The following is a 22,328-nucleotide window of genomic DNA, read 5'->3' on the forward strand; positions in this document are numbered from 1 at the left end:
CGATTACAGATGCATTAACTGCCTGAATTCTTTTACTTTGCTACGGCTGACCGGCACTTCAAAATCCAGATCTTTCAGTCGCAGAATGTAGGTGTTATTAAACCACGGTTCGATTTCGCGGATTTTGTTCAGATTGACACAAAACGAGCGATGGCAGCGGAAAAAATGCGACGGTGGTAGCTTGCTGCAAAACTCGGTAATGTTCATCGGCATTACGTAGGATTCACGCCGCGTATAGACAAAGGTCATTTTTTCGTGCGCTTCGGCGTAATAGATATCGTTAATTGGCGTGACGATTATTCGCTCATCTTTCACCAGATTAATGGTGTCATTCTCACGCGTTACCGTCGCGGCAGGCGTACTGCTGGTCTGCTGTTGTTGCCAGGCCGCTTCCAGTTTTTGCAGCATCCCGGTAATGCGTGACTCCTGATACGGTTTGAGAATGTAGTCAAACGCCTCCAGTTCAAACGCTTCTACCGCATGTTCTTTCCACGCAGTGATGAACACAATAAATGGTTTATGGGCGAACTGGCTGATGTTTTGCGCCAGCAACACGCCATCCAGCGACGGAATATTGATATCCAGAAAAATGGCGTCGACGCGGTTATGCTGCAAAAACTTCAACACGTCCAGACCGTCGTCAAAGGTGCCGACAATCTCCATCTGGCTGTGCTCTTTAATTAGCCAGCTCAGTTCCTGTTGTGCCAGGAATTCGTCTTCAACAATGATGACTTTCACAATATCACTCCGGCTCAAAGCAATAACGTAGCCTGTGAGGCGACTGGGGTGCGTTGGTTAGGAATGTAAAACGCAATTTCCGTCCCCGGCTCCAGGCGGCGGATATGCAGCCCCTCGCCATACAATAACTTCACGCGATGATGGACATTCAGCAGGCCAATTTTATTGCCCGGCATTTCGTTCGCTTCGACCCGCTCAATCACTTTCGGATCGATGCCGTGCCCGGTATCTCTCACCGCAATGCGTACCCGATTACCGCACTCTGCAACGCTGATGGTGACAACGCCTTTACCTTTGCAAGGCTGAATACCGTGGACAATAGCGTTCTCCACCAACGGCTGGATCAGCAGGCTGGGTATACAGCAATTCACCTCTTCATCAATATCATAGATAACCGTCAGCTTGTCGCCAAAGCGAGCCTGCTCAATGGCGATATAGTCTTTTATTTGATACAGCTCTTTTTTGATATCGATTTGCTCATCGTCTTTTAATTCAATGTTATAGCGCAGATAACGTGACAGATTAAAGATCAGCTGGCGAGCGGTATCCGGATTCAGGCGAATTGATGAGGAGATTGCATTCAGAGCGTTAAACAGAAAATGGGGATTAATTTTGCTTTGCAGGGCGCGAAGCTCTGCCTTATTTGCCATTTCACGCAGCTGCTCGGCGCGAGAAACTTCCAGTTGCGTGGAGATGATTTGCGACAAACCGACCGCCATTTCCTGCAATGACGAGGTGATCTGATGTGCGTGGCAGTAGTAAATTTTCAGCGTCCCGGTAACGACTCCTTTCTCCCAAAGCGGGATCACCAGCATTGAGTGGATTTCCGGTGTGCGGTGAGCTTCATCATTATTTTTAATGATGATTTTTCCGTAATTCATCGCCTGACGTGTGGTTGGGCTAATAAAGTCATCACCATTCTGATAGTTATGTTCACCCACGCCAACGTAGGCCAGCACATGATCGGTATTGGTGATTGCTACCGCATCGGCGTGAATGTCATCGCGGATAATTTCGCAGACCTTGCGTAATGACTCGCTATTGACATGGCGAAACAGCGGCAGCGTTTTGTTGGCGATATCCAGCGCCAGCTTGGCTTGCCGCGCGGCGCTGGCCTCCTTTTCGCCCTCAACGCTTTGCACCAGCAGCACAATAAAACCGATACAGACGCTGCCGAGGATCATTGGAATCCCGATTTTTGACACAATGTCCAGCCCCAGTTCAGTGGTCGGCGCCCAGACAATCACCAGAATCATGGTCAGCGTTTCGCACAACATGCCGCCGAGAATACCGACTCGCCAACGCTGCGCTTTGGGGATTTTCAGATTGATCCAGCCCGATATACATCCCGCCAGAATACTGGTGATAAAGCAGGGGATCGCCGTCACGCCACCAATATCAATAAGATAGCGGTGAATCCCGGCTATCACGCCGGTAATGATCCCCACCCACGGGCCAAATAAAATCCCGCCGGACATCACCGCAATAATACGTACATTAACCAGTGAGCCTTCCACCGGCACACCGGACCAGGTGCTGAACAGGGCAAACAGCGAGAAAATGGCGGTAACGGCGAGCAGCTCTTTCGGTGAGTGTGCCGACTTGTGCAACAGTTCGCGAAACAGGCGGATACGGATGAGAAAGAACAGGCAGATAAGCATTAACGCTGCCCGATCGAAGACCGCCAGCAGCATGTTGAATATTTCGTGCACGGGTAACTCTGGATAAGGATTAAACCTCTATGATAGGTAACCTGAAGGCTGATGACCAGCAGGCCGTTTTTGAGGAAAAACCACAATTTTAAAAGGGGATTGTCAGGCAAATGGTGTATTGGCAATGCATCTCTTGATAATGCACACTCAATAAGTAAATTTATTGAAATTATAATGTTAATTAATATGAATTTAATTTTCCTGGAAGAAAGTAAGGATTTCCCGTTTTATTACAGGTTTTCCTCTTTTTTTGGTAGAAAAAAATATTTGCTAAAACGCTCGACAGACAGAAATTAATCAGGCTATTTTCAAAACAGCCACCATCGTGGCAGCGTCGCTCGGACGGTCCGGGCGCTAACGTTAATCTGAGGAAATTATGGCTGACACTCGCCCTGAACGTCGCTTTACGCGTATTGATCGTCTCCCGCCCTACGTTTTTAACATTACCGCTGAACTGAAAATGGCTGCGCGCCGGCGTGGCGAAGATATTATCGATTTCAGTATGGGCAATCCGGACGGCGCAACCCCGCCGCATATCGTCGAAAAACTCTGTACCGTGGCGCAGCGCCCGGACACACATGGCTATTCCACTTCACGTGGCATTCCCCGGTTGCGTCGCGCCATTTCCCACTGGTATCAGGATCGCTACGACGTTGAGATAGATCCGGAATCAGAAGCCATCGTCACCATTGGCTCGAAAGAGGGGCTGGCGCACCTGATGCTGGCGACGCTGGATCACGGCGACACTGTGCTGGTGCCGAATCCAAGTTATCCGATTCATATCTACGGCGCGGTGATTGCCGGTGCGCAGGTACGTTCAGTGCCACTGGTGGAGGGTGTTGATTTCTTCAATGAACTGGAACGCGCAATTCGCGAAAGTTATCCGAAACCGAAGATGATGATCCTCGGCTTCCCGTCGAACCCAACCGCGCAATGTGTGGAACTGGAATTCTTCGAAAAGGTTGTTGCGCTGGCGAAACGCTACGATGTACTGGTGGTTCACGACCTGGCCTATGCCGATATCGTCTACGATGGCTGGAAAGCGCCGTCAATCATGCAGGTTCCGGGCGCACGTGACGTGGCGGTCGAGTTCTTTACCTTGTCGAAAAGTTACAACATGGCAGGCTGGCGTATTGGCTTTATGGTCGGTAACAAAACGCTGGTCAGTGCGCTGGCGCGTATCAAAAGCTACCACGATTACGGTACTTTTACGCCATTGCAGGTGGCTGCAATTGCCGCGCTGGAAGGCGATCAACAGTGCGTGCGCGATATTGCCGAACAGTATAAGCGCCGCCGCGATGTGCTGGTAAAAGGGCTGCATGAAGCGGGCTGGATGGTTGAAATGCCGAAGGCTTCGATGTATGTCTGGGCAAAAATCCCTGAACCGTATGCGGCAATAGGCTCGCTGGAGTTTGCCAAAAAGCTGCTTAACGAAGCGAAGGTCTGTGTCTCTCCGGGGATTGGCTTTGGCGACTACGGCGACACGCATGTACGCTTTGCGCTGATTGAAAACCGTGACCGTATTCGTCAGGCGATACGCGGGATTAAAGCGATGTTCCGCGCAGACGGTTTACTGCCCGCCAGCAGTAAACATATTCACGAAAACGCCGAATAAATGCATTCTCAGAAAAGCAAACAGGAGCCAGATGGCTCCTGTTTTTCGTTGCACAGTTTGCTTTTAGATCATCAGGGCAAAAGTACCGGCCCAAACGATGACCATAAAAGAAATGCCCATAAAGAAATATTTCACTTTACATCTCTCCGCGTAATTACAGTTACGCCTGAATGACTTCATTACATCTGATACAGTGAGCTGACACCGGGAAAACGACCTTAACAGGCCTCTGTTTTGCCGTGGGCATCACCCCAGAATTCTGAGCTGATTTGCTCGAGACGGCGCTAATGTACGCCTAAAACTAAATTGAAACAAGTGGCATTTTCTTATTTACTTTTAGTAACTTACGAGTGTCTCATATCGGCGACAGTTTAATTTCTGTCAGTAATAATTCATGATTCAGCGAAGGGGAAAGCCTTAAGAAAAAAGCCATAAAAACCATTGAGTTATTATGGCTAATTTGAGGAGGGAAGAAGAGCTGGTCGTTTGTTAAACGTATAACGACGCTTCACCCACCGGACGCGTTTTGAAGCGGCGGTGGATCCAGAGATACTGCTCCGGTGCGCGCATAATCTCTTTCTCAATAATCTTGTTCATATAAGCCGCAGCCTGACCTTCATCAGTCGGGTAGCCTTCCATTTCTGGGGTGATATACAAACGGTATCCGCTGTAATCGGCTTTTCGTACCATCGTCACAGTCAACATGGCGGAACCTGAGAGGCGTGACAATACGTAAGTGCCATTGGTTGTCGCAACATTTTCTACCGCAAAGAACGGAGCGAAGGAGCTTCCTTTACGACCATAATCCTGGTCGGGAGCGAACCATACGGCTTCACCTTTTTTCAAAGCACCAACAATACCGCGCAGATTATTTCTGCCGATCATCGCTTTATTCGAACGCATCCGACCACGGGTCTGCACCCATTCCATCAATTGATTATTATGCGGACGATAAGTTGCCATCATTGGCTGGCAAATCCCCATTACGCGGCCGCCCAGTTCCAGTGACATAAAATGTACGCCGACTACCATCACGCCGCGATTTTGCATTTGTGCGCGTTGCAGGTTATCCAGACCTTCAACATCAAACCATTTACGCACGCGACGATCGGGCCAGAACCACGCCATGCCGGTTTCTACCAGAGCCATACCAAGAGAACGAAAGTTTTCGGCAATCATCTTCTCGCGTTCTTCAGATGAATGCTGTGGGAAGCAAAGTTCAAGGTTTTTGCGGGCGATGGATTCGCGACGTTTCAGAAATGGTCTGGCCATCGTGCCGATACGTGTGCCAAGAAAACACAGGACAGGATAAGGAAGCTGTACCCAAAGCCAGAGTACGCCCAGACCAAACCACGTGAGCCAGTAGCGAGGATGGAGAAACTCGCGGGAAAATTTGCGTTGTGGAAACATAGTTACCTTCTGTAGATACGAATTGTTGTATCGCAGAAGATTCCATGTCGACAGCGGTACACTCAATATATTAGGCCATCATGTACGACAATGGTTCCTGTAAAGAGTGTAAAGACTAGCCAGGACAAAACCACGAGGAGCATGAATGCGGTATTTCCATTTTATCATCAGCCGATTGTTTTCAGCTACTGATTATTAATCACTCAAGTAAATATTTTTCAGAACTGGAAGCTCTATTTTTAACATCTTGTTTTTATTAGGACTTGGCAAAAATTGCCAGCGATTAAGAATTGTCTTACTATTAAACTACCTGAAGTAACAGGTTTTTTAGCGCGGCAGGAGGTTGAGCTATGATTTATTTATGGATGTTTCTCGCTCTGTGTATCGTTTGTGTCAGCGGATATATTGGCCAGGTACTAAATGTAGTATCTGCTGTCTCTTCATTTTTCGGCATGGTGATCCTCGCCGCCCTCATTTATTACTTCACTATGTGGTTAACTGGCGGTAATGAGCTGGTAACGGGGATATTTATGTTTATTGCCCCAGCTTGTGGCTTGATGATCCGCTTTATGGTGGGGTATGGAAGGCGGTAATAGGGGGCGAAAATTTTTATGGCAGGTGTTCAGAGCACCAACTGAAGAGATTTTCACCTGTGACCATCCATTTCGTGAATATATAATGCCACTTTAGAGCAATCGGCTGGACATGACCGTTATTGTTGAGTTGGTGGCCGTTTTTACGTCATTTCCGATAAAAGGTCTTTGCATAGAATTATGCACAAACACGAAAAAAGAGAGTGTTAGAAATTCTGGGGCATTTCAGTAATTTGCAATCAGAAAGGAATGACGTATGTACCGGCCCTTCGATTTTGATGAAACCCTTAGGTGCTTCAGTCTGGATCTAACGGATGAAGACGGCATTTTAGATCATTTAATCAAACAGTTAACCTCAGCTGCATTGACTGCGGAATTTGGCTCTCGTCTGGTTCAGTAGTTGGAAGCCAGGTCTAAAAACGGTTCCAGTAAAAAGATTATTAAAGCCACAACGGGCAGTTTCGAATGGACTGCGTCACGCGACTCTAATCGCTCGGTTGACTCCCAATTAGTGAAAAAGCGCCAGACCACGTTCCCCGATAAGATCGAACAGATTATCATTCTCTTGTTGTGCTTGGGGTACGCTGCAGGATCTCTGCAGTGAGATTGAAGATTTATATGCTTTCAGCGTGCCCGCTATGACCATCATCGCCATGACAATAAGGCCATTTCTGAGTTAAACCAGTGGCAACAACGTCCACTGGAAAAGTTCTGAGTCTGTATCGGCTTAAAAAAGAATCGCTAGTTTCTGGTCATTTGTATCAAGTGACCAGCAAAATTAAAGCCCCTGCTTCGGGGCATAAATCATGCAATACTTTAGTGGCAGTGAATTTCGCTAATTAAGTTTGTTGGAACAATCATAACCCAGTTTGCTGGTTTGATTTGTATGGCTGAATTTGCGTTATCAATTTTTTCAGCGTGACATATTGAATAATAAAAATGATCATTTAAAAAAATGTTTTTCTTTGCCATTTCACCTTCTGATATTATGTCTGCATTCACAATATAAATACACAATAACACTCCGGAAATAAAATAAGATAAATAACTGATTGGCTTTGAGAGATTACATTGAGACAAACATGCTATGAACAATAAGATAGAGAGAAAGTTTGTTCCTACAAAATATCTATCAGGAAATGTAGTTTGATAGTTATTCAGGAGATCACTGAGACCGATTCTACCAAAAACAGTCGTAACAAGACAGATAAAGAGTGCGATCGCTAAAGTAAGTAAATGTTTTTTTATTGTTATATCTTTAGTTTTGCAAATAATAGTCGTACAAAAGGTAATATATATAAATGATAGAATTATTGATATTGAATCATTTAATTTTTCATACCACGGAAATATAAATGGATAAAGTAGCAGCCGAGCTGTTACCATTTCAATAATATTATTAGGGTTGTAGCCAGCGTCACCAAGTCCACCAGAGCCGTTGATTCGAGGAATTATAAATAAAGCTAATATGACCATGGATATTGCTAAAGGTAGCATGTCCTTAATTAAAATATACTTTTTTTCAATATTTAAAAACTTGAAGGAATAATAAACTCCTACAATTATAAATACGACTGGGTTTGTTGCGGCAGTTAACCAGATCATCATGTCAATAATAAATTTAGCAATTTTTTTATTGACGTACTCTCTCTGTATAATAAGAGCACTCGCTATAGCAGGCATATAAAAACCAATTTGTAACAAATGACCGATATTTTCAGATTGAGAATGGCCTAAAGGCAATAAGAGAGTTATGAAATATGCTAAAATAGAAAATAATGGATTGGATATTTTAATAATTAAATGAAAAGCCATAACGGCCATTAGACTATAGAAAAAATATGATACTACAGCTATAGATTGCGGAAGAAGTAATAAGGGACTCCCACTTATAATACTGCTGATTGATGTTGATACAAACAAAAACAAAATATTAAAGAATACAAAATAATCTTCTCTGGCATTAATGAAGGTTTCTAGCCAACCATGATTCAATGCATTAGCAACCCAGACACCATCTTCCGCATAAAGCCAGGGATTGATGATTGGAGTCGTATAACGCATAGCCAAAATTATCATGCCAAATATTATTAAAATAATATAACTGTTGATGTTTATATTTCTCATTTTCCTTTTCCTTGATTATAAAATCCAAAACACGCTTTAAATAAGACAATCAATATGGAAAAATTTCCTTTGATTCCATTTATTTTGGTAGGTATTTCACCTTTAGGATAACGACGAATGGTCGGAATTTCTAAGCAACGATAACCAAGTTGTGGGACTCGGTATGAGAGATATGCCAGTAGTTCATAAGATGAGAAAATATCACGGAACGGTGCAACACGCTCGTCAAGCAGCATTTTACTACTATAAGCCCTAAATCCTTGAGTAGTATCTGTCCATTTAAATCCTGAAAAGAAACTAAGCATAGGCGCATGGATAAAACGTATTGCAATATCTCGGGTGAGAGGAGTATTTTCTGCTACACCACCATTAAGGAAACGAGATGCCTGGACGAAATGTACACCATTTTTTAGTGCTGTGATAAATTGTGGAATAGCCACAGGATCATCTTTGTCATTTCCATCAATAGTCACAATGCCTTCATAACCTTGCTCAAGAGCAAAAGCATAGGCACATCTTAGCTGTGTGCTTAGCTTACCTTGTGCTTTTTTCAGTATTAGACCTCGAACGCCTTTTTCCTGTAGGATATTGGGATTTAGAGAACTATCGGTACTGCCACCATCAACAATAATTATATCCGCATAAGTTGATACATTTATGGCAGCCATTCTTGCTAATAGGTTATGTATACGATTGCCTTCGTTAATTACGGGGATAACGACGCAATAATTGTGTTTTTTACCAAGCCACATTTGGTTTTCGTAGGCAGGGACTTGCCATTTGGTGCGAAGTGTTTGAGATATGAATTCAGTCATAATGTTTGCTTAACTTTTTACTTAACTTTAAGGGTAATAAGGGCGACACCACTCATCACCAACAGAATTCCAGTAATGGTAGACCAGTAAACTGGTTCGCGGAAAATAACGACAGAGAATAATGCGACACAGGCAATTGCACCAGAGGTCAGTATTGGGTGTGCTACATTCAAAGGTAAAAATGCCAGGGTAACAGCATATAACAAAAAGGCAATTCCATATAGAAATATCCCTAACCATAATGGCCAATTTGCAAGCGCAGCAAGAGGTTCAGCCAGACTTGGGAGCCTTCTGGGAGGGGTTATTGCTAATTTTATAAGAACACTGGCCGAGGCATTAGAAAATATGCCAAGAATTAAAATGAGCCACTTCATGCTATTCCCTCTTTCTACTGACGATAATGAGAAATTGCGAAATCAAGAGCATCCTCAATAGAGGAAAGCGAATGTTTATTTTTGGGATCGAGCATTTCAATTGTTGCAATTGAGTTCGGTAATGCGTGATAGAGAGCATTAGCAATATGTGTATGATTCGCACCGCTACAGCCTAAAGGAGCCAGATCTGGTTCACTGAGATGAATGTGACCTATAATGTCAGCGTTTTGCTGAAGGATATCATTAATATTTTCTTTGTTAATTATGATGGCACCAGTATCCAGCTGCATTTTAATTGCTGGGTGATTTACTTGCCGAACAACAAAAGCAGTTTCAGCACTGTCAATCATAAAATTTGCCCCGTAACAGACTGGGTTTGGTTCAAGGCAAAAATAAACGCCTTCTTGCTGCGCAATATCACCAAGATGATTAAAGAAATTTATTGCAATTTCAAGAGTGATACTATCAGATAATCCCTTTCGGTCGCGGTTTTTAGGTGATCCAAATACTAATGCTGGAATTCCTAAACCGGCAGCAATACGACTGATAGCCTGTAAGTGAACCAACATTCTTTTTTGTACTTCGTTGGTTGAAAAAAGATTTAACCCTTGGGTTCCAAATAATAGTGATTGCATACCAACTAATGAAATTTCATTATCATGCCAGTAATTACGAACGGCAAATATTTCGTGTTCACTTGCGTCTAACGGATTGGAGAAGTATTTTCCAGGGACAATATCTATTGCATCAATCTGTCTGGAATGTAGTAGGTGACAGATAGAATCATCATTAGTTATATTCCAGGCTATACCTGAGAGTGAAAGTCTCATTTTAATTACTGCCTATTTTCAGATTGTGCATAAGCGCGTATTGCCATCAATGATTCACGACGGTTATACTGATAGTCATGATCGTTAGTAAATAAGTGGCTATGGCAACTTTTCATATCGTAATATCCAGGTTTATCCTGAATGTGATTGCAAAACTCGAAGCCAAAGCTATGTTGTGCTATATCAGCGACGCTTATTGGTGCCGCAGTCAAATGTACCAGCGATAATTTATGTTGTAGCGCAATGTTAATGTCATACCACAAGTTGATCATCGGGTAAAATTGAAAAACACTACGACTTTCAATTTGTAAAATATTATTTTTATGCAAAAAATCATAGATAATGTTTTTTTTGAGACCTGGCCCAACGAGGCCTGGTAACCGTACAATTAGATTGTCAGGGAATTGTTTGCTCACAAATTGTTCTAAATAATATCTGTGTGCACCGTAAGCATGTAATCCTTCTGTTTCGATTGATGTAGTCTCATCAACATTAACTGGATCTTTAAAGATATCTACAGTACTAATCAAAATGAATTTTTGACAAGATATGTTTTTTAATTTTTCAATTAGGTTATTGATTTTTTTTATGTCGTCGGCAGGATCTTTATTTGCAAGCCATTTTTGTGCAGGGGCACCGGCACAAACTACCGTGTCAAATGTTTTCCCAACAATTTCGCCGATGTTGGTTGAGCGATATAGTGCATCGAAACGACGTTGTCTTAATAAAGTTGTACCGACAAAACCGGAATATCCAATCAGTGCGTCCATTCTTCCCCCCTAGTCTGTGGTGTTAAACCATCACGACCAGTTTGTACATAATTAGACTCTAGTGGCAGAGACGTGTGCATGACATTAAACCTATCGGTATTAACCATAACTTCACTTGTTCGTTCATAAACCACTGCATATTCTGCCTGTGAGTTGCTTTCATCCAGCAGGCGCCCCAAATACTCGCCAAAAAAAGCCATCATGACGAACTGAATTATAAATAATGAAGTTACAACTAATATAGACGTTGTCCAGCCCTCAACAATAAGCCCACTGAACAGATGGATCAACACGCTATAACAAGCAAATAGAAAACCCGCAAGACTTCCGCCGAAACCGAGAATAGACATCCAACGTAGCGGCTTCGTGGAGTTAAATATTACCAAGTGCATCAATCGATGCAATGATTTTACTACCCCGGCGCCCTCTGATTGTTTTAGCGGTTTGTAGATGAGGGCTTCGGCTGGATAGCCGGTTTTGTGAATACGAAGATAGAATTGGTGGTGAAATCGACCGATTCGAGTAACGGCATTTACAGCGCGACGGCTTAAACAACGTAACCCCGTTGAATTAGAAGGAATCTCATAATCTATGGTGCGCAATGCAACATTCATGAGTCGACGAAGTATCCGATAACGTAGTGAACGAACGCTATTCGAGACACCAATTACGACATCGGCACCTTCACGACATTTGTTAACACTTTGAGGTACGACTTCTACCGGATCGGCCAGTGGATTCCATAAAACAACAAAATCACCAATAGCACTTTCTAATCCAGCCGCTAACGCAACATCATGAAATACGGGAGTGGATAGCTGGATTATTCGTACACAAGGAATATCCTTCAACACTCGATCTTCTACCTGTGCACTCGTACTGTCTAACCCCGGTGCTATCACGACTAATTCGTAATCACTGTATAGCGTATCCAGAAGTGAGGCAAGTTTAGATAAAGAAGCATAGATATAATTCAAGTGGTCTGGAATGACAATAACGACTGATACAAAAGATTCACTTTTCATTTTTATCAACTCAACTCGATCACGCGTTCTATTTCATGTAGAGCATCATAAATATTGTCAATTTTCCCACCCATCACGCAGTGAAGCCCCTTCAAAATATAATTCGGGCGAAATAAAATTGGGCGAGAATCATCGCTATCACTTCGTGGAAGGATTGTTTTTACTTCCCAGAGTGAGCTTTGATATTGGCATTCACTCAAACAAGGGATATAACGCGTGGCATCTCTTATCATATGCCCCCAGGCCGAATGCCGTTCATTTAGTTCATACTTTCTATATGCATCCTCATAAGGTTTATTTGGTCTGTCATTCCATTGGTAATGGGGTGTGTATCGAACATGGCTGAAGGAATGTAGTTGAGCTGGTGGGAATGGCATAACAGAAAAAAATGGGCCGCACATTAGTGTTAGCCCCATTTTTTTTAGCTCATCTGGAACAGTTACAAGGCACATTTCCGTCAGTTCATGACGAAGGGGAATTAATGTAAGCTCAGAACCATTCAAGAGATAATTAATTCTTGAATAAGTACAATTGAAAAGATGATCAACATAGCTAATATCTGGTTGTCCAGATATTGTTGTGATTACCTCTAACCCCTCACCAGATTTGCTAACTTTTTCAACAACCGCGTCCGTTACAATAGTAACTTTTGCTGCTGAAAGCCGTTGTTGCATTGTATTACGCAGCTTATGGGAATCAAATGCATACTCACGGGTAGTAAACACCGCATCGATAAGTACAGGATTAATCAAACGTTTCACTGACGGAGGAGCATCTTCACATTCAGCACCTATACGTTGACAAAATCGGCTAAATTGTGCACCTGTTATTTTACTCAACGCACCTGCAACAAGGTAATATTTGGCAAAATCATCTTCAATGCAGTCGCGAAATTCTGTAACAAAACGAGGGAAAGAGATACGAGAGCGTAACGCTGTCAAGATGCTGCGTGGATAATGATAGCCATTGTGCACTCGAGCCTGATTAACATAGGATGCACGGGACATGAGTTCCTGACTTTTCTCATAAACTGTAACTTTATAACCCTTCAATGCAAATTGTTCTGCCAGATACAAACCAAAAAAACCACCTCCTGCGATTGCAATATTTTTACTCCCCATAATCGTAATCTCCGAATAATACGTTAAAACTAGAAGTATTAATATTGATAAGTATTAATATTGATAAGTATTAACGTTGATAAGTATTAATGTGGTAAATTTGGGTGTGCAAAAACTTAACCGAAATTATATTTTTAGATTGTCCTTAATATTGGGATAATACTTAATTCGTGAGATGAATGAAAGTTTATTGTGAATTTTAGTGGTTTATTGAATTTGTTCATCTGAACAGCGGTGATATGCTCACCTTAGAACAAGCAAGTATCTCAATGAAAAGAAGAAATTTCAGTGAGGATTTTAAATGCGAATCCGGTCAAAGGGTTGTTGACCAGAACTACACAGTGGCTGATGCCGCCAAACTATGGATGTCGGCCTTTCCACGATGACAAGATGGGGCAAACAACTGCGCGATAAGCGTCATGGCAAAGCACCAAAAGCCTCCCCGATAACTCCGGAACAAATCGAAATACGTGAGCTAAAGAAAAGCTACAACGAATTGAAATGGAAAACGAAATATTAAAAAAGCTACCGCGATCTTGATGTCGGGCTCTCTGAACAGTTCTCGATAATCGGGAAACGCAGGGCGCGTTATCCTGTGGTCACTCTCTGCCATGTGTTCGGGGTTCATCGCAAGAGCTACAAATACTGGAAAAAACGTTCTGGAAAACCAGACGGCAGACGGGCTGTATTACGCAGTCAGGTACTTGAGCTACATGGCATCAGCCATGGTTCGGCCGGAGCAAGAAGCATCGCCACAATGGCAACCCAGAGAGGCTATCAGATGAGGCGCTGGTTTGCTGGCAGGTTTATGAAAGAGTAGGGGCTGGTCAGTTGCCAGCAGCCGACTCGCCGGTACAGGCGTGACGGTCATGAACATGTTGCTACTCCTGACCATCTTGAACGGCACTTCGCCGTGACAGAGCCAAATCAAGTGTGGTGTGGCGACGTGACGTATATCTGGACAGGTAAACGATGCTTAAGTCTTGCCAGGAGCTTTCCGGATAGAGAACGCACAGTATTCGAACATGGTTTGTTGCACAAGTGATGGTACTGTCAGAACGGCCTACTATATCAATAACTGTAATGGCCTCAGCATGACCAGTTGTGCCTATGAGTTACCATCCGCAACTGATATTGGAATGGGGGTAGCAATGCATTTGCAGTCAGGTAACGATAATACAATTAACGATTTTATATCCGTGATTATTGGAGATGCTTGATTTTTCAGCAATCGGAGATCAAGCATGTCCAACATGAAAATATTCATTACTGAACAACAAAAAGCTGAACTTGAACGCCTTCATGATTCCAGTCGTGACGGGCGAATCAGAGATCGTTTTAAAGTTATTCTTCTGGCTTCCGAAGGCTGGAGTTCTGCCATGATTGCTCAGGTTTTATGCCTACGTCAGACAATGATTGATCACCATATCACCGAATTCCTGAATAAAGGGAAACTGAAGCCCGAAAACGGCGGCTCATACAGCAAACTCAGAGCTGAACAAACGGCCTTTTTTATCAGCCAGTTATCAGATAATTTATTTCACCATACCCGTGATGTTATTGCGTTTGTCACCCGGACACGGAACATCATTTTCAGTATTCCGGGGATGAATAAGTGGCTGCATCGTAATGGTTTCACCTACAAAAAACCGTCAGGCGTTCCCCATAAATTCAGTGAAGAGAAACAAAGGCAATTGATTGAATATTATGAGAAACTGAAAACAACTGTGGGTGATGAACCGATTCTTTTTATTGATGGAGTCCATCCAACTTAGGCCACTAAAATCAGCTATGGCTGGATACGCAAAGGCCAGAAAAAAGCAGTAAAAACAACAGGCAGCCGCACACGCCTGAATATCATGGGGTGCTAAATCTGAAAGCACTGACGTCACCGCTAATCTGCGAATATAAAAACATTAATGAATATAATGTATCCCGTTTTTTCAATGAGATATGAAAGGTTTATCCTGATTATAACCAGAAAATCCATGTTATTCTGGATGGAGCAGGTTACCACCGTTCACAGTTAGTGAAAGACTGTGCGGAAGTGGTAAATATCAGGCTGCATTACCTTCCCCCTTACAGTCCAAACCTGAATCCGATAGAAAGAATGTGGAAATTAATGAACGAACATGCCCGGAATAATCGCTACTTCAGCAGTACGCGAGAGTTCAGGGACGCAATATCTGTCTTTTTTAACCAGACGCTGCCGGATATAGCGGACTCACTGACATCCAGAATTAATGATCACTTTCAGGTGCTCACACCCGCATCTTGAGGTTTATTGGGTATATATGCATACCAAAAGATGGAGAGGGGAATCCGATTGTTTCTGTTAAAGATAATAATTACGTAACTTTTAATAATCCAATGCTTTCGTGGGGGAAATTATATGCATGGGACTTCTACATACATGGTCCAGGTAATCATATTGTCATAAATGGTGGTAAATTTGGCACGGGAGTGCCGCTAATTGGCTGTACAGATGAAACTGCAGGGGTAACTTTTTATTGTATATAACACTTCGGCTAATATCTATACAGCAAGAATTACATCTGCTCAGAATGCCTTGCAACTAGAGTCATTAAGAGAACGACGCTCTATTGATGGTGAGATTGCGATAACATTTGGTGATTCGACAACAGGTATTGGACTTTTAGCTAGGGATGTTAAATATCATAAAAATGGTAGTTTGGTTACTATTGAGTTTATTATAAGACTGAACGGATTCGCAGATCAATTAGGTGAAATGAGAAACCTACCACACAAAGCCGCAAACCAAGCATCTGATGTTATTTCCATAACTTTTGGTTTGACAACTGGGTGGCAAGTGTTTACGGCATCCATTGATCGCGGAAATGATCACATTGATTTTTACAAATTTAACAACCCTGATTGTGATCCTGTACATAAAAGCGATGTCAATGTTGATGCCATAATAAAAGGCTCTATAACTTATAGTATTGATTTTTATTGGGCATAGAAAGCATTTAACAAAAATGGTTTATAAACACATTAATAAGGAAGTTGATGTTTATCATATTTTTACACCGTATATTGCGAATAGTATGATATGGGAAAAGAGAACTGGACTTTCGATCGGTATAGTATAAAATGCATGAAAAAAACATTAGGATTCATCCGTGATTAAGTCAATACAAATCTTAAGAGCACTTGCTGCGTGGGCAGTTGTTTATCATCACATTTCTCAAGTCATGTTTCAATGGTCTGTATCATCCAAATTGATGCACACTATTGCACTTAAGGCTGGCAATGGTGTTGATATATTTTTTGTCATAAGTGGCTTTATTATTTATAAGTCAATATTGAAAAATAATATTACACCTACATCATTTGCTCTCAATAGGATGGTAAGAATCATTCCTGCATATTGGTTTTACACATTGCTGGTAGTAATAATATCATACAACTTTCACGGAGTTATTCCATTTGCTGAAATTGGTGTAAATAATGTATTAAAAAGTCTTGCTTTTATTCCGGTAATGAATCAACAGATAGGTTGGTACATTCCAACCTTAACGGTTGGGTGGACTCTTAATTTTGAAATGCTATTTTATACTTGCGTATTTATTTCTCTGTTATTCCCTGGAAACAACAAAAGATTTTGCTGCGTTCTAATTCCTCTTGTTGTAATGAATTTGTTTTCATGGCTTGGCAATAATGAATCTACAGTATTTCTTTTCTATAATGATGAACTGTTATTTGAGTTCGTTATGGGGGTAGTAATAGCTATATGTTATAACAATGGGTTATTCAGAAATATTGGTGTTAAAACTGCTATAACAATATCCGTATTATCACTAATAAGTATATTTTTTAGCAATGAATCAAAAAGACTTCTCCAAATTGGAATCCCTTGCGCTGCTTTAATTGTTTCCGCTTTATGTCTTGAAAAGAATATTGGCAACAGTACTATATCAAGAATTGCATCTAAACTTGGAGACTGGTCATACTCGACATATCTTTCGCATGTGATCATTATATGTATAATAAATAAGCTATGTGATATCTATATGTTAGATAAATTATTGATGGTTGTACCAATTATAGTACTTATTCTTCTGTCTTCATACCTAAGCTATAAATATATTGAAGTTCCATGCGGCTTAATTTTGAAAAGAAAAACTAAAATTAAAGAAAATCTAAAATTAAATGCATCAAATAATTGTAAATAAAAAGATACGTTTAAGCGTAAGACAAAACTGAGACACACAAAGCTTTGCACTGGATTGCAAGGCTTTGTGCTATCCGAGATATAGTAAGGTTGACTCACCCCACCTTTTCATCAAGCCAATCCCCCCACCATTGCATCATTTCTCTGCGCTTATTGAGATACTGAGCATGGTTGTAAATATCACGCACAGATCCGCCATTGGCATGTGCCAGTTGCACTTCAATAGCATCAGCAGGCCATTCGTGCTCGTTCATAATCGTGCTGAATTCATGCCTGAATCCGTGACCGCTTTCCAGACCCTCATAGCCGATTTGTTTGATCACAAGTAGCACCGCGTTCTCGCAAATTGGCTTCTTCTTATCGCTGCGCCCGGCAAAAACAAACTCTGATACTGGTTTAGTGATTGAGCTTAGCGTAGTGAGAAGTTCAACTACCTGGTCTGACATCGGAACCACATGAATCCTGCGTCCCTTCATCACATTGGCGTCGATGGTGATAATCCTGTTTTCAAAATTGACGTTCTTCCATAGCATGGAACGAAGCTCTTTTGTTCTTAGGGCTGTGTAGCGTAAAACTTTGGTCGCAATGAGCGATACGATACTTCCTGAAAATGTTGCAAGTGCTTTGTTGAATGCCGGGATCTGGACGGCAGGTAAAAACGGGAAGTTCTTCTTGCGGTATCCCTTCATGGCGTCAGCAAGGTCAGGTGCAGGGTTATATTTAGCCCTGCCGGTGACAATAGCGTAACGGAAAACCTCGCCGCATCTTCTGCGGGCTTTATTTGCTCGCTCCATTGCACCGCGATCTTCAAATCTGCGGATTACTTCCAGCAGTTGCATCGGCTCAATATCCTGAATCTCAAGACCGCCGATGATGGGTAAAATGTCGTCATCAAACATTTTGGCAAGTTCAGTTGCATAGCCTACTGACCAGACTTGCTTCTTGTGCTCGTACCATTCCTTGTAAATCGCACTAAAGGAATTGTTGTTAGACGAAGCCTTTTTCGCCTTTACCGGATCGATGCCAACCGAGATGTCTTTCCTCGCAGTCCATGCTTTATCCCTTGCCTCTTGCAAAGTCATAAGCGGATATTTTCCGACGGTCAGGATTTTCTTCTTACCGTCAATCTTGTAGCGAAGCTGCCATACCTTTTTCCCGGATACAGGGACATAAAGGTACAGACCATCACCATCGAGAAGTCGATATGGTTTTTCTTTCGGCTTTGCTGCTTCAATCTGTTTAACAGTGAGCATGGGTAAAAATCCGGTGGGTAAAATTATTTTATCCACTTTTTACCCGTCATGGAGTGCGGCTGTTAACAATCTTACGCGAACTATGACGAACTGTGGATGCACGGAAAGCTTGATATTTATGGGATTTTGCGGACTGGTACGGATGGGAGCGAACTGATAAATGGTGTCCCCTGCAGGAATCGAACCTGCAATTAGCCCTTAGGAGGGGCTCGTTATATCCATTTAACTAAGAGGACAATGCGGCATGAGTATAACCGCTATTAAACAGCGGGGTAAGTACACTGCCGCTCGATTGCTTAAACCCTCGCCACTTATAGCGGATTTTTATCATTTTTCTTAATGATTTCCGCATGTTCTGCTTTCTGGCGTGCCTCTTCTTTACGCTTGTTACTCATATCGTTACGGATCTGCGCATGGCTCATTAATGCGAAGATGAAGGTGCCGCCGCAGATGTTTCCCGCCAGAGTAGGTAGCGCGAATGGCCAGATGAAATCGCTCCAGTGCAGCGTGCCGTTAAAGACCAGATAGAGGATCTCTACAGAACCGACGACGATGTGGGTAGTGTCGCCCAGTGCGATAAGCCATGTCATCAATATAATTACGACAATCTTTGCCGCTCCCGCAGCAGGGAACATCCATACCATTGTGGCTATAAGCCAGCCGGAGATGATCGCGTTGGCAAACATCTCGCTGGGGGTGTTTTTCATCACATCCATGCCGATTTTGACAAACGCATCGCGGGTTTCTTCATTAAAGATAGGCATATACTCAAACGCCCACGCCGCAATACCTGTTCCGAGAATATTACCCAGCAGTACGACACCCCATAACCGCATCAGTAAGCCGATGTTGCCGATAGTCGGTTTTTGCATCACCGGCAGTACCGCCGTTACGGTATTCTCAGTAAATAATTGCTGGCGAGCCATAATGACGATAATAAAACCAAAGGTATAACCCAGATTCTCCAGCAAAAAACTCCCCGGCACACCTTCCAGTTCGACATGAAATATCCCTTTTGCCAGTAGAGATGCGCCCATCGACAGACCCGCTGCAATGGCTGACCACAGTAGCGCCATTGCGTCGCGCTCCAGCTCTTTTTCGCCGTCCTGGCGGATATGTTCGTGAATAGCCATCGCTCTGGAGGGGAGCCGGTCTTCATCTATTTCTATTTTTTTCCCGCGTTCTTTTTCTTCGCTCTCTACTTCAAGTTCGTCGCTGTGTTTATCTATTTTGTCATTGTCCATGGTGTCGTCTCTTGAATTAGCACGTATAGCTCAAGCGTAGCGGCTTTTTTGCTCGCAACTGGCGGGAGTTACTCTGAAAATGTATAAAAGGCTGCGTTTGCCTTTTTCTGTTTCTACAGAATCAAGTAGCCTACAGGGCGGCGATTACCAGGCTATGATCAAGTCAGCATTCCAGGGCGTCTGGACATCAGTTGACGTGCTGTTACAATCGCCCACACCTAAACAGGCGGATACGGTATCGTTCCGTCATGGATGGCAAACTGCATAAGCCATAAAAAAGCCATAAAAAACAGGGAGACATTTATGAAGCTTCGCCTGTCGGCGCTTGCTCTGGGAACTACGCTTCTGGTGGGGTGTGCGAGTTCCGGTACAGATCAGCAAGGGCGTTCTGACCCGTTAGAAGGGTTCAACCGCACCATGTACAATTTTAACTTCAATGTGTTAGACCCGTATGTGGTTCGACCGGTAGCTGTCGTCTGGCGTGATTATGTTCCGCAACCGGCGCGTAACGGTTTGAGCAACTTTACCGGCAACCTTGAAGAACCTGCGGTGATGGTTAACTACTTCTTGCAGGGCGACCCTTATCAGGGGATGGTCCACTTTACCCGCTTTTTCCTGAACACCATTTTGGGTATGGGCGGCTTTATTGATGTTGCGGGGATGGCGAACCCGAAACTGCAACGCACTGAACCTCACCGTTTTGGTAGCACGCTCGGTCACTATGGCGTGGGCTATGGGCCGTACGTTCAGTTACCGTTCTACGGTAGCTTTACGCTGCGTGATGACGGCGGTGATATGGCAGATAGTCTTTACCCGGTACTTTCCTGGCTGACGTGGCCGATGTCGGTGGGTAAATGGACGCTTGAAGGGATCGAAACTCGTGCGCAGTTGCTGGATTCTGACGGCTTGCTTCGCCAGTCCTCCGATCCTTATATCATGGTGCGCGAGGCTTACTTCCAGCGTCATGATTTCATCGCCAATGGCGGTGAACTCAAACCACAAGAAAACCCGAATGCGCAAGCGATTCAGGATGATTTAAAAGATATCGATTCTGAATAAGCCGCAAATAAAAAGGTGAGTCGTAAAACTCACCTTTTTTCTTATTAAGCTAACGTGTTATTAGAACGCGTAATTAAAGTTAGTCCCGAACAGCCAGGCTTTACCTTCAGACTCGAAGGAATAAGCTGCCGCGCCTTCACCTTCGGTGAATTTCACTTTCTGACCATGCATATAAGATGCGCCAACGTCAATGGATGCATCTTCATTAAATGCGTAGGTTAACCCAGCACTTAACCACAAGCGATCCTGGTCAGGAATGGAAATAGAACGTTTATCTGCCGGAACCGGGCTGTCGTCATAGGCGATACCGGTACGGAAGGTCCAGTTTTTATCGTAATAGTAGGTTGCACCCAACGCGATACGATATGCGTCACGGAATCCTTCATCTTTATAGAACAGCGTCTGACCACTATCGCCTTTCGCTTTCAGCTCCTGAAACTGGCTCCAGCTGGTATAGGCCATGCTGTAGTGAATTGCCCACTGCGGCGCAACACGGTTATAACCAGAAATCTCCCACATCTCAGGCAGGTTGAGTGTCAAGGATCCATTTTGTGTTGCACCCATCGTGCCATACGGCAAGCCCATGTTACCCAAAATGTTGTTCAGATTTGGGTTAATGGAGCTTTTGTAATCCCCTTCGAAGTCGATTTTAACTTCTGAACGATATGTCAGGCCCCAACGGTTATCTTTATCCAGTTCATAAAGAATACCCGCGTTCCAGCCAAAGCCCCACTCGTCACCTTTCAGATGAGCAATTTGAGAGTCCGGAGTATTAATACCATTGGTCAATGAAGCGGGTACACCCTGGGCAATCAACTGTTGAGACAACAAAGGCCCCAGCGAACCGGCGTAACGCTCAATTTTTGCCTTGGCGTAAACAGCATCAAAACCAAGACCAAAACTCCAGCTATTGTTAAGGCGATAAGCCCCGCTAAGGTTAAGGTTGATTGTCTGCAGATCGGTTTTACCGCCATAGATACCAGCAGCGTAGTTGTCGGTAAATTCCGTAGCCAGGCCGTAGTTGGACGTTATTGACGCTCCCCAACCAAACTGATCGTTAATAGGCGCGACAAAGTGCAGGTTAGGTACCCACGCTGTCGGTGCGATATTTTTAGCATTTGCACTCTGACCGGTTAAATTAGAATGTCCGGTAATATCTACATCCGGATCAATATAAACCGCACCCGCAGAAAAAGTTGGGCGGTCAAACATGGTAATCAACGCGGGGTTACGGCTGACGTTACCGGCATCATCGGCAATTGCGCCTTCCCCTGAATAAGCCCGGCCCAGGCCAGAGGAAGAAAATTCGTTTAACTGAAAGCCTGCCGACCAGGCCTGGGTGGAGATAAGTGCCACTGCGACTGCGAGAGCAGACTTTGTAAACAGGGTTTTCTGGCTCATGACCATAACCTCAATAATTTATTTTTATACAAACTATGTTACGTGC

General features: G+C 43.3%; 19 protein-coding genes, 1 tRNA gene and 2 pseudogenes. 7 read left to right on the forward strand and 15 right to left on the reverse strand.

The features are described from left to right. Positions 1 to 3: 3 nt before the first annotated feature. Together ypdB and ypdA are read right to left on the reverse strand one after the other, a co-directional pair. A complete protein-coding gene (ypdB, locus tag C3D30_RS07875; protein ID WP_001295458.1) occupies positions 4 to 738 on the reverse strand; it encodes a two-component system response regulator YpdB in 735 nt (244 codons plus the stop codon). A 14-nt stretch (positions 739 to 752) separates the two neighbouring features. Beyond that, positions 753 to 2,450 (reverse strand): two-component system sensor histidine kinase YpdA, encoded by a 1,698-nt coding sequence (gene ypdA / locus C3D30_RS07880; protein WP_000544385.1) that lies wholly within the window; start codon positions 2,448 to 2,450, stop codon positions 753 to 755. Between the two features lie 376 nt (positions 2,451 to 2,826). Between ypdA and alaC the strand changes: the two genes are divergently transcribed. Continuing rightward, positions 2,827 to 4,065, forward strand: a complete 1,239-nt coding sequence (alaC, locus tag C3D30_RS07890; RefSeq protein ID WP_000785907.1) for an alanine transaminase — start codon at positions 2,827 to 2,829, stop codon at positions 4,063 to 4,065. Positions 4,066 to 4,128: 63 nt separating this feature from the next. Here the strand turns inward: alaC and ypdK are convergent, their stop codons facing one another. After that, positions 4,129 to 4,200, reverse strand: a complete 72-nt coding sequence (ypdK, locus tag C3D30_RS07895) for a membrane protein YpdK (RefSeq protein WP_010723117.1) — start codon at positions 4,198 to 4,200, stop codon at positions 4,129 to 4,131. A gap of 354 nt (positions 4,201 to 4,554) precedes the next feature. After that, entirely contained in the window at positions 4,555 to 5,475 is a 921-nt protein-coding gene (gene lpxP / locus C3D30_RS07900) for a kdo(2)-lipid IV(A) palmitoleoyltransferase (RefSeq protein WP_000484420.1), read from the reverse strand. 350 nt (positions 5,476 to 5,825) lie between these two features. Between lpxP and C3D30_RS07910 the strand changes: the two genes are divergently transcribed. Continuing rightward, positions 5,826 to 6,068, forward strand: coding sequence for a YfdY family protein (locus C3D30_RS07910; protein ID WP_000639882.1), 243 nt, complete (start codon positions 5,826 to 5,828; stop codon positions 6,066 to 6,068). A gap of 816 nt (positions 6,069 to 6,884) precedes the next feature. On the opposite strand, the gene C3D30_RS07915 is transcribed toward C3D30_RS07910, so the two are convergent. The 7 genes from C3D30_RS07915 to C3D30_RS07945 are packed head-to-tail and all read right to left on the reverse strand — an operon-like array spanning position 6,885 to position 13,130. Next, positions 6,885 to 8,195, reverse strand: a complete 1,311-nt coding sequence (locus C3D30_RS07915) for a hypothetical protein (protein WP_105286710.1) — start codon at positions 8,193 to 8,195, stop codon at positions 6,885 to 6,887. Continuing rightward, a complete protein-coding gene (locus tag C3D30_RS07920) occupies positions 8,192 to 9,010 on the reverse strand; it encodes a glycosyltransferase family 2 protein (protein ID WP_105286711.1) in 819 nt (272 codons plus the stop codon). The genes C3D30_RS07915 and C3D30_RS07920 overlap by 4 nt, the downstream gene beginning before the upstream one ends. Positions 9,011 to 9,027: 17 nt before the next feature. Then, the gene (locus C3D30_RS07925; RefSeq protein WP_016158714.1) at positions 9,028 to 9,384 is read right to left on the reverse strand and encodes a DMT family transporter; all 357 of its coding nucleotides are present in this window, start codon (positions 9,382 to 9,384) and stop codon (positions 9,028 to 9,030) included. Positions 9,385 to 9,398: 14 nt separating this feature from the next. Next, positions 9,399 to 10,214 (reverse strand): sugar phosphate isomerase/epimerase family protein, encoded by an 816-nt coding sequence (locus C3D30_RS07930; protein WP_105286712.1) that lies wholly within the window; start codon positions 10,212 to 10,214, stop codon positions 9,399 to 9,401. A gap of 5 nt (positions 10,215 to 10,219) precedes the next feature. Continuing rightward, positions 10,220 to 10,984 carry a Rossmann-fold NAD(P)-binding domain-containing protein gene (locus C3D30_RS07935; protein WP_105286713.1) on the reverse strand — a complete coding sequence of 255 codons (765 nt, stop codon included), beginning with the start codon at positions 10,982 to 10,984 and terminating at the stop codon, positions 10,220 to 10,222. After that, positions 10,972 to 12,009 (reverse strand): glycosyltransferase family protein, encoded by a 1,038-nt coding sequence (locus C3D30_RS07940; protein WP_016158710.1) that lies wholly within the window; start codon positions 12,007 to 12,009, stop codon positions 10,972 to 10,974. The genes C3D30_RS07935 and C3D30_RS07940 overlap by 13 nt, the downstream gene beginning before the upstream one ends. A 5-nt stretch (positions 12,010 to 12,014) precedes the next feature. Further along, positions 12,015 to 13,130 (reverse strand): FAD-dependent oxidoreductase, encoded by a 1,116-nt coding sequence (locus C3D30_RS07945; protein ID WP_105286714.1) that lies wholly within the window; start codon positions 13,128 to 13,130, stop codon positions 12,015 to 12,017. A 269-nt stretch (positions 13,131 to 13,399) separates the two neighbouring features. Here C3D30_RS07945 and C3D30_RS07950 point away from each other — a divergent pair. The 4 genes and pseudogenes from C3D30_RS07950 to C3D30_RS07965 all read left to right on the forward strand — a co-directional run. Continuing rightward, positions 13,400 to 14,118, forward strand: a pseudogene (locus C3D30_RS07950) (IS3 family transposase); the annotation flags it as partial. Positions 14,119 to 14,383: 265 nt separating this feature from the next. Then, positions 14,384 to 15,408, forward strand: a pseudogene (locus C3D30_RS07955) (IS630 family transposase). A gap of 291 nt (positions 15,409 to 15,699) precedes the next feature. Then, positions 15,700 to 16,113, forward strand: a complete 414-nt coding sequence (locus C3D30_RS07960; RefSeq protein ID WP_105286715.1) for a hypothetical protein — start codon at positions 15,700 to 15,702, stop codon at positions 16,111 to 16,113. Between the two features lie 160 nt (positions 16,114 to 16,273). Then, positions 16,274 to 17,326 (forward strand): acyltransferase family protein, encoded by a 1,053-nt coding sequence (locus tag C3D30_RS07965; RefSeq protein WP_105286716.1) that lies wholly within the window; start codon positions 16,274 to 16,276, stop codon positions 17,324 to 17,326. Between the two features lie 94 nt (positions 17,327 to 17,420). Here C3D30_RS07965 and intS read toward each other — a convergent pair whose 3' ends face one another. The 3 genes from intS to C3D30_RS07980 form a co-directional block, all read right to left on the reverse strand. Next, positions 17,421 to 18,578 carry a prophage integrase IntS gene (intS, locus tag C3D30_RS07970; RefSeq protein ID WP_105286717.1) on the reverse strand — a complete coding sequence of 386 codons (1,158 nt, stop codon included), beginning with the start codon at positions 18,576 to 18,578 and terminating at the stop codon, positions 17,421 to 17,423. Positions 18,579 to 18,739: 161 nt separating this feature from the next. Then, positions 18,740 to 18,814 (reverse strand) — tRNA-Arg (locus C3D30_RS07975). A gap of 75 nt (positions 18,815 to 18,889) precedes the next feature. After that, entirely contained in the window at positions 18,890 to 19,822 is a 933-nt protein-coding gene (locus C3D30_RS07980; protein WP_016158707.1) for a formate/nitrite transporter family protein, read from the reverse strand. A 303-nt stretch (positions 19,823 to 20,125) separates the two neighbouring features. On the opposite strand from C3D30_RS07980, the gene mlaA reads away from it, so the two are divergent. Beyond that, on the forward strand, positions 20,126 to 20,881 hold the full coding sequence (gene mlaA, locus C3D30_RS07990; protein ID WP_000776783.1) for a phospholipid-binding lipoprotein MlaA: 756 nt from the start codon (positions 20,126 to 20,128) through the stop codon (positions 20,879 to 20,881). Positions 20,882 to 20,941: 60 nt separating this feature from the next. On the opposite strand, the gene fadL is transcribed toward mlaA, so the two are convergent. Continuing rightward, the gene (fadL, locus tag C3D30_RS07995; RefSeq protein ID WP_010355469.1) at positions 20,942 to 22,282 is read right to left on the reverse strand and encodes a long-chain fatty acid transporter FadL; all 1,341 of its coding nucleotides are present in this window, start codon (positions 22,280 to 22,282) and stop codon (positions 20,942 to 20,944) included. Positions 22,283 to 22,328 lie beyond the last annotated feature (46 nt).

Origin of the sequence: Escherichia sp. MOD1-EC5433 (genome assembly GCF_002966005.1) — a bacterium.
GTDB lineage: Bacteria > Pseudomonadota > Gammaproteobacteria > Enterobacterales > Enterobacteriaceae > Escherichia > Escherichia ruysiae.

Coding starts and splice junctions, on each gene's coding strand:
- alaC (WP_000785907.1), top strand. CDS start 2,827: ATGGCTGACACTCGCCCTGAACGTCGCTTTACGCGTATTGATCGTCTC.
- lpxP (WP_000484420.1), bottom strand. CDS start 5,475: ATGTTTCCACAACGCAAATTTTCCCGCGAGTTTCTCCATCCTCGCTAC.
- C3D30_RS07910 (WP_000639882.1), top strand. CDS start 5,826: ATGATTTATTTATGGATGTTTCTCGCTCTGTGTATCGTTTGTGTCAGC.
- C3D30_RS07915 (WP_105286710.1), bottom strand. CDS start 8,195: ATGAGAAATATAAACATCAACAGTTATATTATTTTAATAATATTTGGC.
- C3D30_RS07920 (WP_105286711.1), bottom strand. CDS start 9,010: ATGACTGAATTCATATCTCAAACACTTCGCACCAAATGGCAAGTCCCT.
- C3D30_RS07925 (WP_016158714.1), bottom strand. CDS start 9,384: ATGAAGTGGCTCATTTTAATTCTTGGCATATTTTCTAATGCCTCGGCC.
- C3D30_RS07930 (WP_105286712.1), bottom strand. CDS start 10,214: ATGAGACTTTCACTCTCAGGTATAGCCTGGAATATAACTAATGATGAT.
- C3D30_RS07935 (WP_105286713.1), bottom strand. CDS start 10,984: ATGGACGCACTGATTGGATATTCCGGTTTTGTCGGTACAACTTTATTA.
- C3D30_RS07940 (WP_016158710.1), bottom strand. CDS start 12,009: ATGAAAAGTGAATCTTTTGTATCAGTCGTTATTGTCATTCCAGACCAC.
- C3D30_RS07945 (WP_105286714.1), bottom strand. CDS start 13,130: ATGGGGAGTAAAAATATTGCAATCGCAGGAGGTGGTTTTTTTGGTTTG.
- intS (WP_105286717.1), bottom strand. CDS start 18,578: ATGCTCACTGTTAAACAGATTGAAGCAGCAAAGCCGAAAGAAAAACCA.
- C3D30_RS07980 (WP_016158707.1), bottom strand. CDS start 19,822: ATGGACAATGACAAAATAGATAAACACAGCGACGAACTTGAAGTAGAG.
- mlaA (WP_000776783.1), top strand. CDS start 20,126: ATGAAGCTTCGCCTGTCGGCGCTTGCTCTGGGAACTACGCTTCTGGTG.
- fadL (WP_010355469.1), bottom strand. CDS start 22,282: ATGAGCCAGAAAACCCTGTTTACAAAGTCTGCTCTCGCAGTCGCAGTG.